The following is a 14,628-nucleotide window of genomic DNA, read 5'->3' as shown; positions in this document are numbered from 1 at the left end:
TAGGACACCATCATACCGTGCTTAGCGTTGTTTTATGAGATATCGGCAAATGGTGAGATGGCTATCAACTGCCACGGTAAGTGGAATAACCATAGGGGGATAACAGAAGCGGCACATGGTAATGCTGGCTTGAGTCGGCTACGCCAAAGCGCAAGGGAATAACGTCTAAAAAGCGCGGCTCATCGTCTTCAACGCCCTGGACACGTAAATAGTCTCCAGCATGAAACACCAGCTCGTACTCACCGGGCGTAAATGCCTCGCCTTCCAAAAGCGGCACGTCACAGCGGCCATCCATGTTAGTCACCGCTTCGCCCACATGCTCGCGATGCCCTGCGGCCAGGCGAAATATCTCAATGGTGATTCCGCTGCCCGGCTGACCTTTTGCAGTATCCAACACGTGGGTAGTTAAACGGCCCATAACAACTCCTTGTTACTGGTGAGTGATCGCGACTCGAACAAAGTCATCGATCTAGATTACCTTCGTGGTGTTTATATTGTATACATGATTAGCATCAGAGCACGCTTAAGGAATCGTCATGTCTTCTGAAACCATATTAATGTTGCACCCCCGCCCTAGCGAGCTATCGCTAAGCGCTTTTGTTGCTCACTACGGCGATATATATGAGCACTCGCCCTGGGTTGCCGAAGCGGCTTGGCAGCAAGGGCTGCGAGAAGAGCATGATTCTCCAGGGGCGCTTGCGATACTGATGGGCAAAATGTTGCAAAATGCCCCCGCTGAGCAGCAGGTGGCCATTATTCAGGCCCACCCGGATCTTGCCGGGAAAGCAGCGCTTGCGGGGGCGCTGACCCAGGACTCTACTCGCGAACAGGCAGGCGCTGGACTAGATAAGTGTTCTAAAGAGGAGTTTTCTCGTTTTGAAGCGCTAAATGAAGCTTACAAAAACAAGTTCGGCTTTCCGTTTGTTATCGCCGTAAAGGGTCTTGACCGACATGCCATTTTGGCGGCGTTTGAAGAGCGCTTGCATAATGATGTGTTAACCGAGCGCGCAACGGCCATTGAGCAAATCGTCCGCATTGCCTGCTTTCGGTTAACCGCCCGGGCCTTAGGCGAATAATTCGTCCACGTGGCTTGCGCCCATAAAAAAACGCCGCGCCGAAAGGGCGCAGCGTTTTTCGCTGCCAGGGGGTTAGCAGCTTAAAAAGGCTTACTGCTTATTGGTACCCGCGGCTTTCTGAGCATTGTCAGCCGCCTTTTGAGTATTATCGACCGCCTTCTGGGTATTTTCTTCAGCCATTTTTTGGCTTTCCTGCATAAAATCCTGACCGATAGAAGATACTTTTTCAGAATCTCCTTTTACACGTTCCATGAAATCACCGGCAGCACGCTGCTGACTTTCCAGGGCTTTTTTGAAGCTGTCGGCATCTTTAACATCAAGCCAGGTGCGAGCTTGAGAAATGGTCATGTCCGAGTAGGCGCGAGCAGCGTCAATTTGGGCACCCATTAACTTTTCGTAATAATCGAGCGCTGCCAGCGTGTAAGAACGCATGGGCGATACAAAAGCAGACTCAAACTGTTGATTGGTGTTCTCTGCAGTTTTCATCATCACGACATCTCCTCGAGTTGGCTAGCAGGTCGCCGCCCGTTCGTGGTGGAGGCGATGCTGATGCGTTGGCATTGGCCAGCGCTACCCCCAAGCTAGCAGCGCTTTTTGTGCAGCGCAACATGATTTTATTAAACGGCTTGCCTATCGTCAGAAATTCTCATAAAAAAATATTAAAAATCAGAATCTTAATTTATTTTTAACTTAAATCACGAATGGTTAAGGCGTTGCCTGCTACGCCGCCGTGAACCGTCAACATACGCTTAAACCACTCATCCACCGGGTCGTTTGGCTCGGCAAGTGGCTCAAGCGATACGGTATGTGCCCACATCATGCTGCCAAACAACAGATAATCAGCACCACTCGGCGCTTCTCCATCGATAAAAGGACTGCTGCGCAGCTGGTCCCGCACGGGTGCCAACGCCTGAGTTAGCTGCTGCCTGCCCTGTTCGGGGTTATGGACCTCTGCCAGGGGCATGCCAAACCGGGCTTCACGGGTTTTACGGAAATAGTCACGGTCATCGGGATGAATAGCATCTAATAGATCCAGCGCAACAATGCGGAAAAGCCCTGGCGTTACGCTACGCTCGACAAAGTATTTAAAAAATAGCGCGCGCTGGTAGTCGACACCCTCGCCCAGTACAGGCGACTCTGGGTAGGCTTTATCCAGATAGCGCATGATCTCAAAGCTATCGGTAATTATCTGCTCGTTATCACATAGCACCGGGACTTTATCGTAGTCAGCGAAGGCCAGTGCCTCTTTGTCCTCAAACCGCCAGGCAATGGTATCGAATTCAAGCTTTTTATGGGCCAGCGCCATCCGCACGCGCCAGCAGTAAGGGGAAAAACGTAATCGTTCATCACGCCCACATAGGTCATAAAGCGTTCTTGTCATCTTTTTATCCTTACCGTTAATGGTCAGATGGGCTACAGCAAAGCTGATTAATAGACTTTGAGCTTAATGCACGGGCTATACAAGAGGAGCTTTTAAGCCCTGTCTTTTAGTCTAATGAACGGCGCCTTAAATGCTGCTTAAAAATACTTATAAAAAACAATTAAAACAAAACCTTAATTAAAAACACCATATATTTATTGGGTGCTTAAATCGCCGCCAATCTGGTCAGACCAATTTTCCAATAGTGTTATTTCCTGAACCGGGTCGTATCTTTCACCCTACTCGCGTTTAACGCCTAAAACGTTAGATGACGACGGTACATACCTAATAAATAACAGGGGCGATTTTCTCCTATGAATGAAACAACACTTGCTCTCTTGGCTTTCCTGCCACTACTGCTAGCAGGTATTTTGCTTGTTGGGTTTAAAGTACCTGCAAAAATAGCCATGCCTATCGTTTTCTTAACTGCGGCAATCATTGGTCTGACCGTTTGGGAGATGTCGTTTACCCGTGTAGTTGCTTCTACTATTCAAGGGCTTATCCAAACAGCAGGGCTTCTATGGATTATTTTCGGGGCTATCTTGCTGCTGAATACCCTTAAGCACTCGGGCGGCATTACGGCTATCCGCAACGGTTTTTCAGGGATTAGCCCTGACCGCCGGGTTCAAGCGCTGATTGTTGCATGGCTATTTGGCTGCTTTATTGAAGGGGCTTCTGGTTTTGGCACCCCTGCTGCGGTAGCGGCTCCCTTGATGGTTGCTCTTGGCTTCCCAGCGCTGGCAGCGGTTGTCGTGGGTATGATGATACAGTCAACGCCCGTTTCGTTTGGTGCTGTGGGCACGCCCGTCGTGGTTGGGGTGGGCAGCGGCTTGGATCGCGCCGGTATTACTGCTCAGCTTGAAGCCAATGGCTCGACCTGGAACGAATTTTTCCGACTGATCACCAGCGAAGTCGCTATTACTCACGGCATCGTGGGTATCCTGATGCCCCTGATACTCGTAATCATGATGGTGCGTTTTTTCGGGGCGAACCGTTCCTGGAAAGAGGGCCTTTCGATTACGCCGTTCGCCATCTTTACCGGTATCTGCTTCGTTGTACCGTACATGCTGGTAGGCGTGCTCTTGGGGCCTGAGTTCCCTTCTATGATTGGAGCCATGGTTGGCCTGGCGATCGTCGTCCCCGCGGCGCGTAAAGGCTTCTTGCTGCCCAAAGATACCTGGGACTTCCCTGAGTCTACTTCCTGGCCGGATGAGTGGATTGGTAACCTGCAGATCAAGCTGGACGATGTGGCTGGAAAGGCCCCGATGTCGACCCTTAAGGGCTGGATTCCTTACGTACTGCTGGCGTTGTTCCTGGTCGCCTCGCGGACCATTGAACCACTGCGTGTGGCACTTACCTCGATCAACCTGAGCTGGAATAATATTCTTGGCGAAGCCGGTGTCAGCGGTGGTGTTCAACCCCTGTATCTGCCGGGCGGCATCATTATCGCGGTGGTATTGATCACTTATTTCCTGCACCGCATGAATCCCCAGAAGATCAGCGCGGCAGTGTCGGAATCCACCAAGACGATTTTTGGGGCCGGTTTCGTGTTGGTGTTCACGGTTCCGATGGTGCGTATCCTGATTAACTCTGGCGTTAACGGGGCTGACTTGGTCTCCATGCCGGTAATGATGGCCCAGGCCGTGGCCAGCGGCGTTGGCGACATCTACCCGTTCTTTGCCCCGGCCGTGGGTGCCATGGGCGCCTTTATTGCAGGCTCCAACACGGTTTCCAACCTGATGCTGGCAGAGTTCCAGTTTAACGTTGCTCAAACCCTGGGGCTATCTACAGCCATGATGGTCGCGCTTCAAGCGGTCGGTGCGGCAGCGGGTAATATGATCGCGATTCATAACGTGGTTGCGGCCTCGGCAACCGTAGGCTTGCTTGGCCGCGAAGGCGCGACGATCCGTAAAACGATTATCCCGACCATCTACTATCTGGTGTTTACCGGTATTATCGCGTTAATCGCTTTTTATGTGATTGGGATTACCGATACGCTGATGTAGGCCTAACAAGCTATTGGCATAAAAAACCCCAGACACTGTCTGGGGTTTTTATTGGGCGCCTGTTCATGACATACGGCTAATCGATTCGCTTTAACTCCTTAGCATGCTGCTGGCCTTTGATAACGTAGCTTTGTGCGTTTAGCTTTAAACCTTCTACGGCATCCGCCGAGAGTTCCCGCACTACCCGAGCGGGCGAGCCAACAATCAGGGAGTTGGGGGGAAAAGTGGCGCCCTCTTTAATAAACGCGCCGGCGCCTACCAGGCTATTTTCACCAATTACCGCGCCATTGAGCACCACCGCCTGAATACCGATCAGACAGCCATCGCCCACGGTACAGCCGTGTAGCATGGCTTGGTGGCCGACCGTTACACCTTTACCTACTTTAAGCGGGTAGCCGGGGTCGGCATGCAGTACTGCGCCGTCTTGAATATTGCTTTCTTCACCTATTTCCAGATGATCGCTGTCACCGCGTAAAACGGCCTGATACCAAACGCTTGAACGCGCGCTTAAGGTCACCTGCCCGATTACATCCGCCGTGTCCGCGATATACACGTCTTCGTGTATCGCAGGCCGGTGCTCACCATATTGGTAAATAGCCACATTAACCTCCTGATCATTATTATTAATCGCCTTCTTGGTTAGGCTAACGCCTGTTCCAGCAGGCAGGCAACATGAATGGCTTCTCGGCCACTGCCATCCTTAATCTGGTGACGGCAGCTGGTACCGTCGGCAACCAAAACAGCGTCTTCTTCAGCTTCACGAATGGCCGGCAGAAGCGAAAGTTCAGCCATTTTAAGCGAGGCCTGGTAATGCTCGGCTTCATAACCAAAGCTCCCCGCCATACCGCAGCAGGAAGACTCGATGGTTTTGACTTCAAGCCCCGGCACCCAGCGTAGCACCTGTTCGACCGGGCGCAGCGCATCAAAGGCCTTTTGATGACAATGGCCATGCAGCAGGGCCTGCTTATAACCTGAATGTTTGAGTGCCAGCGGCAGCTCACCGGCCTCATGGGCAGTGACCAGAAACTCTTCAAATAAATACGCCGAGTCGGCGAGCGCTCGGGCTTGTTCACCAAACCCATACTGCAGGAACTCATCGCGCATACTTAAAAGACACGATGGTTCAAGCCCCACGACCGCCACGCCGCGGTCGACAAACGGCATCAAGTGATCAAGCGTACGCCTGGCTTCTGCCTTGGCTTTCTCGAACTGGCCGGAGGATAGATAAGTACGCCCACAGCACAGCGGCCGCTGGCCCTTGGTGACGTTGAGGTGCACCCGATACCCGGCAGCTTCCAGTACGCGCTTAGCGGCTTTGGCGTTGTCGCCTTCCATATAATTATTGAAGGTATCGACAAACAGCAGTACCTCGCGCTCAGCGACTTCGTGACTTGCCGCTTTGTGGTTGCCTGCTAGGAAGTTACCTTTGAAGGCAGGCAGTGCTCGCTCCGGGGCAAAATTGAGCGTCTTTTTGACTCGGTTGACCAGAAACGGGGTGCGCTCCACATAGTTCATTAAGCCTGAAAAGCGGCTCGCCCACGGCGCATAGCGCGGCATCTCACCGACCATGCGATCACGCAGCGATAGGCCTTTCGCTTTGACGCGTGCAGTACGCGCTTCGATCTTGAACTTGGCCATATCCACGCCGGTCGGGCATTCGCGTTTACAGCCTTTGCAGGAAACACACAGATCGAGCGCTTCTTTAACAGCGTCGCTGGCAAGCCCCTCCTCGCCGAGCTGGCCCGAAAGCACCAAGCGCAGCGTATTGGCCCGCCCCCGCGTTAAATGCTGCTCGTCTTTGGTCGCTCGAAAGCTTGGGCACATGGTGCCTGCATCAACCTTGCGACAGTGGCCGTTGTTGTTGCACATTTCGACCGCCATGGCGAGTCCATGGGTAGGATCGCCTGCGGTACCGGGCGGCGTCTGCTCGCCGGTTAACGGGTCGCGCTTTACGTTCCAGGCTGACCAATCAAACACCGGCGTAATCGGAATCGTCTGATACGTTCTGGGGAACCGGAAATAGCGCTCGTCATCCATTTTCGGGGTATCGACGATCTTGCCGGGGTTGAACAGGTTCTGCGGGTCGAACAGCGCCTTGATCTCGCGAAAGGCATTGTTAAGCGTATCGCCAAACTGCCAGGCGACCCATTCGCCACGACAGATGCCGTCGCCGTGTTCACCGGAGTAAGCGCCTTTGTATTCACGCACCAGCGAAGACGCCAGTTCGGCGATCTCGCGCATTTTTTCAGCGCCATCGCGGCGCATGTCCAGAATCGGCCGTACGTGCAACGTACCCACGCCGGCATGGGCATACCAGGTCCCTTCGGTGCCGTAGCGGTTGAACACCTCGGTAAGCTTGTCCGTGTACTCGGCCAGATGTTCAAGGGGCACGGCGCAGTCTTCAATAAACGAGACCGGCTTGCCGTCGCCCTTCATGCTCATCATGATATTGAGCCCCGCCTTGCGCACATCCCAAAGCGCTTTCTGCTCCTTTGCTTCGGGCATATTCACCACGCTACCCGGCAGCCCCAAATCGCCCATCAGCTCGTTAAGCGCGCTCAGCGCCGCCAATTGCTCGGCGTGATTGTGACCTGCAAACTCCACCAGCAAAATGGCTTCGGGCTTGCCGATCAAAGCTTTTTCGATCACTGGTCGAAACGCGGGGTTTTCAAGGGCAAGCTCGATCATGGTTCTATCGACCAGCTCGACCGCCATGGGGCCGAGCTTGACGATATGCTGGGTTAAATCCATCGCCTGATAGAACGTGGGAAAATTCACCACGCCCAGCACCTTTTGGCTGGGTAGCGGGGAAAGCCGCAGCTTGATGCGGCTACTTACCCCAAGCGTGCCTTCCGAGCCAATCAGCAAGTGAGCTAAATTCACTCGGCCCTCGGGATCGTAAGGGATGGGGTTCTGGCAGTCGAACAGATCCAAGTTATAACCCCCGACACGGCGCAACACTTTAGGAAAATGCTCGCGAATTTCGGGGCTGACGTGCTCGGCAATCGCCTTGACCTTTTGGGCGAGCTGTTGCTCCCGCGAGCCCTCGGCAAGGCTATCCACAAAGCTAAACCGTGCTTCAAAGCCATCGGCGAGTATCGCGTCGATGCCCATTACGTTATGCACCATATTGCCGTAGTAGATCGAGCGCGATCCGCAGGAATTATTGCCAGCCATACCGCCAATGGTGCACTGAGCGCTGGTCGAAACATCCACCGGATACCAAAGCCCGTAAGGCTTTAGCCAGGCGTTGAGGTGATCAAGCACCATGCCCGGCTCTACCACCACCGTCTTCGCTTCAGCGTCGAACTCGATGATCTGGTTAAGCCAGCGCGTGGTGTCGATAACCAGCGCCTCGCCGACCGTCTGGCCACACTGGCTAGTGCCTGCACCGCGCGCCAGCACCGGCACACGGGCATCACGAGCGATATCCAGAGCAATCTTGAGATCCTCCTGGTGGCGGGGGATCACCACGCCCACCGGAGTAACCTGATAGATCGAGGCGTCGGTTGCGTAGCGCCCCCGGGTTGCCTGATCAAACAACACGTCGCCTGCCATTTCCCGGCTTAAGCGCGCCGCCAGCTCCCCGACGGGTTTAATTCTGGCGTCGCGCAATGGGGGCTGTTTCGTCAGTGATGTCATGTGACTCTCCCCATCATTAACGCTCTGAAGTGCCTGTGCTAAGCGGATTGTTGGCAAAGTAGTCCAGAGCAGCCGTGACGCCACTGCCCTGTAAGTTAACGCCCGCAAGCTTCATCCCGGCTTCACAGCCGCCCAGCGTGGCAATCAGGGTAAGATCATTGCAGTCGCCCAGGTGGCCGATGCGGAACATCTTGCCTTTGGCCTTGCCCAGCCCCATGCCTAGCGACAAATCAAAGCGCTCGTAGATAATCTTGCGGATCTCATCGGCATCGACGCCCTCAGGCATCACGACACCCGTGAGTACAGGGGAATAAAGTGTCGGATCCTGACACTGAATTTCCAGCCCCCAGGCCTCGACCGCCGTACGCACGCCAGCAGCCCAGCGCTGGTGACGCGCCAGCACGTGGTCAATGCCTTCATCCAGCAGCATATCCAGCGCTTCATTGAGGCCATACAGCAGGTTAGTACTGGGCGTATACGGCCAGTAGCCTTTCTGGTTGGCTTCGAGAATTTCATCCCAAGCCCAGAAACTTCTGGGAAGCTTGGCCTCCCGGCTAACTTCAATCGCCTTGGGTGAAAGCGCGTTAAAGCTAATCCCCGGCGGCAGCATCAGCCCTTTTTGTGAGCCGGATACGGTGACATCCACGCCCCACTCATCGTGGCGGTAGTCGGCACTGGCAAGCCCGGAAATGGTGTCCACGATAAGAAGCGCCGGGTGCCCGGTGGCATCAATGGCGCGACGCACCGCCGCGATATCGCTGGTTACCCCGGTTGAAGTTTCGTTATGCACTACACACACCGCTTTAATGGCGTGTTCGGGGTCATTGGTGAGGCGCTCCTGGATCATGTCGGCCTGAACGCCCTGGCGCCAGCCCTCATAACCCGGCAGGCCGATAAATTCAGGCTTGAGGCTCAGGCGCAGCGCCATTTTCTGCCATAGCGTGGCAAAGTGGCCGGTCTCGAACATCAACACCTGATCGCCCGGCGACATGGTGTTAGCGAGTGCTGCTTCCCAAGCGCCGGTACCCGAGGCCGGATAGATAATCACCGGGTGCTCTGTCTTGAAGACCTTTTTAACCTTGGCAAGTAGTTCCAGCCCCAGGGCGCCAAATTCAGGCCCACGATGGTCAATGGTGGGCAGGCTCATCGCGCGCAATATGCGGTCTGGCACCGGTGAGGGGCCTGGGATCTGCAGGAAATGACGGCCGGATGGGTGAAAGTCGAGTTTCAGCATGGTGTGTGCCTCTTGTTATTGTTACCGATTAAAGCCTGAAAAAATGGATAATGAATTCAATTGATGGTTTTAAAAAAACCTACTTAATGCAGCCCTCAGCCCGCAGGTGGCTTAGTTCGTCATCAGCAAAGCCCATTCCTTCAAGCACCTCATCGGTATGCTGCGCAAACAGCGGCGCCGCGCTGCGTATTGTCGAAGGCGTCAGGGAGAACTTGCTGGGAAAGCCGATGGTTTTCATTTTGCCTATTACCGGATGCTCCATCTCTTCCACCATGCCGCGGGCCAGATAGTGCTCATCGGCCATGGCATCGGCGAAGTTATTGATAGGCCCGGCAGGCACGCCCGCACTATCGCAAAGCGTTAACCACTCATCCACGCTTGCCTCGGCCATCAGCTCTTCCAGTAGCGCTTCCAGCTCATCAACGTGTTGGCCACGGTCGTGATTGGTGAGAAAGCGCGGGTCTTCCATCAAGGCGTCACGCTTCAATACGTCGCGGCAAAACCGCTCCCAGGTGCGCTGGTTGGCGCAGCCCAGCATCAAATACCCGTCGCGTGCTTTTACCGCCTGATACGGTGCCGATACTCGGTGGCGCCATCCAGTCGGGCCCGGCACCGTGCCCTCAGAAAAGTACGCTGCCGCTTCCCAAGTAAACCAGGGCAGGCCGCACTCGGTAATCGCAATATCGATATGCTGGCCCTCGCCGGTGGTCATCTTATGAATATGCGCCGCGAGTATTGAGTAGACCGCGGTGATGCCCGCGCCGATATCGTAAACCGCAATGCCGGTTTTAAGCGGACGCCTGCCCTCTTCGCCGGTCATCGACATCAACCCGGTCATGCCTTGGGCTACCAGATCGAATCCTCCTTTATGGCTGTAGGGGCCGGTCTGGCCATAACCTGAAATTGAGCAGTAAACGATACCCGGGTTGATGGCTTTGATGGTGTCGTAATCGATTGCCAGTGATTGAGTCACGCCTGGCCGGTAGTTTTCGACGATGACATCGGCATCACTCGCCAGGCGGTAGAATATCTGCCTTGCCCGTTCGTCCTTGAGATTGAGTGAAATGCTTTTTTTATTGCGATTGATCTGCGAAAAGCAGGTGGATTCCCCATTCACATAAGGTCCCATCTGGCGGCTATCATCACCGCCGTTGAGCTTTTCAACCTTGATGACCTCAGCGCCCATATCGGCCAGCACCATGGTGCAGTAGGGTCCCGCCATGATTTGGGAGACGTCCAGCACTTTTATATTTTGTAAGGGAAGCATATGCCTTCCTCCTTCTTGTTTAGCGGCCCGTCCACTCAAACGACGTTTTATTGACGAACTTATCCACGGCAGCGGCAAAGTCGCGGCTCATATAGCAGGTCGTTACCCAGTCATCGCTGGCATCCGCTTCAAGCCTTCGCTGTTCAAGCGCCCGGTTGATCAACTCTTTGCTGGCCTGCAGGGTAAGCGGCGCCCGCTTGGCAAAGTCTGCCGCGAGCATGGCGACGTCAGCGTAAATGGTGTCGGCAGCAAAGACGTGGTTCACAAGCCCAGCTGCGTGCGCTTCTTCAGCGCCAAATAGCCGCGCCATCATCAGCACTTCCTTGGTGCGAGCCACGCCGATCATGTCGATGAGGCGCGATACGTTATTGATCGACAGCGTATTGCCCAAGGTCTTGGCAATGGGCACCCCGAACTTCATGGTCGGAGTGGCGTAGCGAAAGTCGCATACCAGGGCAAGCGCGGCACCGCCACCCACGCAGGCCCCTTCAATCAACGCCAGGGTCGGCTTGGGGAAGCGCTCGAGCTTGCCCACCACCTGATCGATCCGGCGTTCATAGCCGATGGCATCGTCAGGCTTTGAAAAGTTGGCAAACTGGGTAATATCCGTGCCCGCAACAAACGCCTCGCCGCCTACCCCGTGAAGCACCACGGCGTGAACCTCGTCATCACCCGCCAGAACATCGCAGTAGTGCTCCAGGGCGTTGTACATCTCCCAGGTCATTGCATTGCGGCTTTGCGGGCGGTTAAAACCGATCCAGGCAACACCGTCGCGAATTTCAAAATGCACGCTGTCGGTTAGCGGTGAATCATGTGAATCTTTCATAAATGACTCCCTTAGCCGTAGATAAAGTTAACCAGCGCCAGTGCAAACGCGGGGATGTAGGTGTTGATCATCAAAATCGTGAACAGCACCGCGATAAACCACAGGTTGGTTTTGGACGTCGCCCAGATATCCGATTTGGCAATCGAGCATGCGGCAATCAGTACGCTGGCCACGGGCGGCGTCTGCTGTCCAATCGCCAGGTTCAGCGTGACAATCAAGCCAAAGTGCAGCGGATCGATACCCACTTCCAGGACAAGCGGCAGCACGATAGGCACGACCAGAATAATCGCCGCGGCCGAGTGCAGGAAAATTCCCAAAATCAGGAAGATGACGTTCAAAAGGGTCAGAATGACGTATTTGTTATCCGTCAGATCGCTGATCTGCATGGCAATTTCCTGGGGCACGCGGGTCTCGGTGAGATAGCTGCCCACCACCGCAGAAGCTGCCACCAACAGCATTACTACCGCCGTTTGCACACCAGCACTTTTGCACGAGTCGATAAAGTTTTTGATCGTAAACTCGCGATACACCACCGCACTAATAAAGATCGCCACGCAGACGGCCAGGGCCGCGCCTTCGGTTGCCGTCACAAAGCCACCAAAAATTCCGCCCAGGATAATGACGGGAATCAGCAACGCCCAGACCGCTTCCTTCAGGGCTTTCCAGAGTACAGATGCCCGGAAACGCCCTTCAGAAGGAAAGTTGTATTTTCGGGCAAGGTAGTAACACATGGCGGCCAGTCCCATGGCGCCCAACAGGCCGGGGAAGATACCCGCCACAAACATCTGTACCACGGACTCGCCGGACATCACCGCGTACAGAATCATGGGAATCGACGGCGGTAAAATGATCGCCAAGCTGGCAGCCGATGAAGAGATGGAAGCGGCAAACTCTTTCGAGTAGCCCTTTTTACGCATGGCCGGAATCAGGATACTGCCGATCGCCGACACCCCCGCCACCGATGACCCCGAGATTTCGGCGAAAAATACCGAAGCTCCAATAGTCACCATGGAAAGCCCGCCCTTGATAAACCCGACCATGGCCATGGCCAAATCGATCAAACGCCGCGAGATACTCGATGCATTCATGATCGCACCGGCCAGGATAAACAGCGGAATGGCGATCAGAGGAAAGTTCGTGGCCCCCTCGAACATAGTCATGCCGACCGTCGGCATCGCCATGCTGCCGTAGGTCATAAAGGTGGCAATGGTGCCGACTAACGCCAGGGCAACGGCCACCGGCACATTGATCAGAATCAGCACGATCAATGCGATGAAGATATACAGTATGGTCATGCTGGCTACTTACCCTCGCTGTTGAGTACTGACGGCTTCGACTTCTTCGGCATCGATACCAGCTTCTTCCAGTTCGTGATCGATAAACCCTTTGCCGCGAGCGCTTTTCAGCACGTCAGGTAAGCGCAGCAGTTCAGCGATAATGAATAGTACAGAAGCTACGGGAATGGCCGATTGGGTAAGCTGCATGGAGATGGACGGCAGGCTGACCATATTGACGCCTTCAAGAATCAGCATTACCTGGTAGCTTGCCAGACCAAGAAATATGAAAAAGCCGATGGTGATGGCCTCAGCCAGTAAGGCAATCGGCACGCGGATCGACGGCGGGCACATATTCAATACGCTTGGGCAGGTAATATGCGCCCCCTTGGCGGCTGCCAGTGCCGTTCCGTAGTACGTCACCCATGCCAGCAGCACGGCAGCCAGCTCGTCGTACCAGCTCAATGGGAAGCCGAGATAGCGCGTAACGAACCCGATAGTGACAACGCCTGCCAGGGCAATAACCAAGACCACCACAATCCCCTCAAGAAACGAGAAATAGGCGTTCTTGAACTTGGTATAAGCACTCATTAAAACCTCCAGAACGTTGAGGCGCCCCTGTACGCAGGCATTGCGCCTCTAAGAGACGGTTAACTGGCTTAGTCGCGTAGCCCAGCTACCGTATCGATAAGTTCCTGACCACCGTCGACATCGTTGGCAAACTTGTCATAAATGGCCTGAGAGGCTTCAACAAAGGCGTCGAAGTCGACTTCATTCACTTCCATGCCTTCATCACGCATTTTTACCAACGTCTCTTCATCCAGGCGCAAACCCTCTTCAAGAGCGAAGTCTTCCATTTCCAAGGCGACTTCCTCGAGCACTGTGCGCACTTCTTCAGGCAGGCGATTCCAGCTGGCACCCGCGGTCAGATAAGCGGGCGTATAGACGTGATTGGATAAGGAGAGATAGTCCTGAACTTCCTGAAAACGCGAAGAATAGGTTTGAATCAGGGGGTTTTCCTGACCATCCATTGCGCCGGTTTGCAGCGCCACGAACACTTCAGAAAGCGACATTGGCGAAGGAGCGGCACCGTAGCTTCTGAACATCTCAATACGCCATACGCCGCTTGGCGTACGCAGCTTGATGCCTTCCAGGTCCTCCGGCACGACAATAGGTCTTACGTTGTTGGTGATCTGACGAAAACCGTTCTCCCATACCCCGATAATTTTAAAACCGCGCGCTTCAGCTGCTTCATAAAGCGGCCCACGGACGACTTCATCGCGAACCCGCTTCATGTGTTCACGGTCTTTGATCAGGTAGGGCATTTCAAATAACGCGAACTGATCGGATTCAGAGCTCATTACCGTCGAGGGAATCGACAGGTCCAAAGACCCCAACCGCAAGCGGCGCATCATCGACTCGTCGCTTCCCAACTGGCTATTACCGTACACATTCACTTCAGCCACGCCGTCCAAGCGTTCATTGGCAAGCTCGGCGAAGCGATTAGCAGTAATTTCAAACAGCGAACCAGGGCCGCCTACATGGCCCAGCCGCACTTCCGTATTGGCATTCGCCGCAGAGGCCTGTAAGCCAATCGCCACGGCAACGGTCAAAAGTGTTGTTTTGAAAAATTTCATAGAGCACTCCAAGAGAAACTTATTGTTGTTGGATCGTTGCCACCGGGGCTTGTGGCCCGATGAACCTTGCACGCTCATTCAGTTGTCGCATCCCTGCGACGCGTACACCGCTCCTGTGCACTCATTCAATTTGAATTCAAAATTCAAAATTAGGTATTAAACTTTCGTATTGATCGAAAGTCGTGCTTCACAGCCGTTTGATTTACAAGCAATCATCTGTAGGCGCTAAACGTAAAAACTGTCAGC

At 54.2% G+C, this 14,628-nt stretch carries 13 protein-coding genes; 2 read left to right on the top strand and 11 right to left on the bottom strand.

The window, feature by feature from the left end; genetic code table 11:
* Positions 1-64 precede the first annotated feature (64 nt).
* On the bottom strand, positions 65-418 hold the full coding sequence (gene uraH, locus ACT3XD_RS01370; protein WP_192537804.1) for a hydroxyisourate hydrolase: 354 nt from the start codon (positions 416-418) through the stop codon (positions 65-67).
* A gap of 118 nt (positions 419-536) precedes the next feature.
* Here uraH and uraD point away from each other — a divergent pair, with 118 nt between their 5' ends.
* Positions 537-1,076 (top strand): 2-oxo-4-hydroxy-4-carboxy-5-ureidoimidazoline decarboxylase, encoded by a 540-nt coding sequence (uraD, locus tag ACT3XD_RS01365; RefSeq protein WP_192537805.1) that lies wholly within the window; start codon positions 537-539, stop codon positions 1,074-1,076.
* A gap of 90 nt (positions 1,077-1,166) precedes the next feature.
* On the opposite strand, the gene ACT3XD_RS01360 is transcribed toward uraD, so the two are convergent.
* Together ACT3XD_RS01360 and ACT3XD_RS01355 are read right to left on the bottom strand one after the other, a co-directional pair.
* Positions 1,167-1,565 carry a phasin family protein gene (locus ACT3XD_RS01360; protein WP_192537806.1) on the bottom strand — a complete coding sequence of 133 codons (399 nt, stop codon included), beginning with the start codon at positions 1,563-1,565 and terminating at the stop codon, positions 1,167-1,169.
* A 196-nt stretch (positions 1,566-1,761) separates the two neighbouring features.
* Entirely contained in the window at positions 1,762-2,457 is a 696-nt protein-coding gene (locus tag ACT3XD_RS01355; RefSeq protein WP_192537807.1) for a glutathione S-transferase N-terminal domain-containing protein, read from the bottom strand.
* Positions 2,458-2,810: 353 nt separating this feature from the next.
* Here ACT3XD_RS01355 and ACT3XD_RS01350 point away from each other — a divergent pair, with 353 nt between their 5' ends.
* The gene (locus tag ACT3XD_RS01350) at positions 2,811-4,502 is read left to right on the top strand and encodes an L-lactate permease (RefSeq protein WP_192537808.1); all 1,692 of its coding nucleotides are present in this window, start codon (positions 2,811-2,813) and stop codon (positions 4,500-4,502) included.
* A 76-nt stretch (positions 4,503-4,578) separates the two neighbouring features.
* On the opposite strand, the gene ACT3XD_RS01345 is transcribed toward ACT3XD_RS01350, so the two are convergent.
* The 8 genes from ACT3XD_RS01345 to ACT3XD_RS01310 form a co-directional block, all read right to left on the bottom strand.
* On the bottom strand, positions 4,579-5,103 hold the full coding sequence (locus tag ACT3XD_RS01345) for a gamma carbonic anhydrase family protein (RefSeq protein WP_192537809.1): 525 nt from the start codon (positions 5,101-5,103) through the stop codon (positions 4,579-4,581).
* Between the two features lie 38 nt (positions 5,104-5,141).
* Positions 5,142-8,144, bottom strand: coding sequence for an FAD-binding and (Fe-S)-binding domain-containing protein (locus ACT3XD_RS01340; protein ID WP_192537810.1), 3,003 nt, complete (start codon positions 8,142-8,144; stop codon positions 5,142-5,144).
* Between the two features lie 16 nt (positions 8,145-8,160).
* Positions 8,161-9,378: a pyridoxal-phosphate-dependent aminotransferase family protein gene (locus ACT3XD_RS01335; protein ID WP_192537811.1), complete on the bottom strand. Its 1,218-nt coding sequence runs from the start codon at positions 9,376-9,378 to the stop codon at positions 8,161-8,163.
* A gap of 79 nt (positions 9,379-9,457) precedes the next feature.
* Complete coding sequence (locus ACT3XD_RS01330) at positions 9,458-10,645, bottom strand: CaiB/BaiF CoA transferase family protein (RefSeq protein ID WP_192537812.1); 1,188 nt, start codon at positions 10,643-10,645, stop codon at positions 9,458-9,460.
* Between the two features lie 19 nt (positions 10,646-10,664).
* The gene (locus ACT3XD_RS01325; protein ID WP_192537813.1) at positions 10,665-11,471 is read right to left on the bottom strand and encodes an enoyl-CoA hydratase/isomerase family protein; all 807 of its coding nucleotides are present in this window, start codon (positions 11,469-11,471) and stop codon (positions 10,665-10,667) included.
* 11 nt (positions 11,472-11,482) lie between these two features.
* Positions 11,483-12,766 (bottom strand): TRAP transporter large permease, encoded by a 1,284-nt coding sequence (locus ACT3XD_RS01320; protein WP_192537814.1) that lies wholly within the window; start codon positions 12,764-12,766, stop codon positions 11,483-11,485.
* A gap of 9 nt (positions 12,767-12,775) precedes the next feature.
* On the bottom strand, positions 12,776-13,336 hold the full coding sequence (locus ACT3XD_RS01315; protein ID WP_192537815.1) for a TRAP transporter small permease: 561 nt from the start codon (positions 13,334-13,336) through the stop codon (positions 12,776-12,778).
* 68 nt (positions 13,337-13,404) lie between these two features.
* Positions 13,405-14,382, bottom strand: a complete 978-nt coding sequence (locus tag ACT3XD_RS01310; protein ID WP_192537816.1) for a TRAP transporter substrate-binding protein — start codon at positions 14,380-14,382, stop codon at positions 13,405-13,407.
* Positions 14,383-14,628 lie beyond the last annotated feature (246 nt).

It is taken from the genome of Halomonas sp. AOP7-B1-5, assembly GCF_052353045.1.
Taxonomy (GTDB): Bacteria; Pseudomonadota; Gammaproteobacteria; order Pseudomonadales; family Halomonadaceae; genus Vreelandella; species Vreelandella colorata.
This window is presented reverse-complemented; position numbering and strand designations above follow the sequence as displayed.

Coding starts and splice junctions, on each gene's coding strand:
- uraH (WP_192537804.1), bottom strand. CDS start 418: ATGGGCCGTTTAACTACCCACGTGTTGGATACTGCAAAAGGTCAGCCG.
- uraD (WP_192537805.1), top strand. CDS start 537: ATGTCTTCTGAAACCATATTAATGTTGCACCCCCGCCCTAGCGAGCTA.
- ACT3XD_RS01360 (WP_192537806.1), bottom strand. CDS start 1,565: ATGATGAAAACTGCAGAGAACACCAATCAACAGTTTGAGTCTGCTTTT.
- ACT3XD_RS01355 (WP_192537807.1), bottom strand. CDS start 2,457: ATGACAAGAACGCTTTATGACCTATGTGGGCGTGATGAACGATTACGT.
- ACT3XD_RS01350 (WP_192537808.1), top strand. CDS start 2,811: ATGAATGAAACAACACTTGCTCTCTTGGCTTTCCTGCCACTACTGCTA.
- ACT3XD_RS01340 (WP_192537810.1), bottom strand. CDS start 8,144: ATGACATCACTGACGAAACAGCCCCCATTGCGCGACGCCAGAATTAAA.
- ACT3XD_RS01335 (WP_192537811.1), bottom strand. CDS start 9,378: ATGCTGAAACTCGACTTTCACCCATCCGGCCGTCATTTCCTGCAGATC.
- ACT3XD_RS01330 (WP_192537812.1), bottom strand. CDS start 10,645: ATGCTTCCCTTACAAAATATAAAAGTGCTGGACGTCTCCCAAATCATG.
- ACT3XD_RS01325 (WP_192537813.1), bottom strand. CDS start 11,471: ATGAAAGATTCACATGATTCACCGCTAACCGACAGCGTGCATTTTGAA.
- ACT3XD_RS01320 (WP_192537814.1), bottom strand. CDS start 12,766: ATGACCATACTGTATATCTTCATCGCATTGATCGTGCTGATTCTGATC.
- ACT3XD_RS01315 (WP_192537815.1), bottom strand. CDS start 13,336: ATGAGTGCTTATACCAAGTTCAAGAACGCCTATTTCTCGTTTCTTGAG.
- ACT3XD_RS01310 (WP_192537816.1), bottom strand. CDS start 14,382: ATGAAATTTTTCAAAACAACACTTTTGACCGTTGCCGTGGCGATTGGC.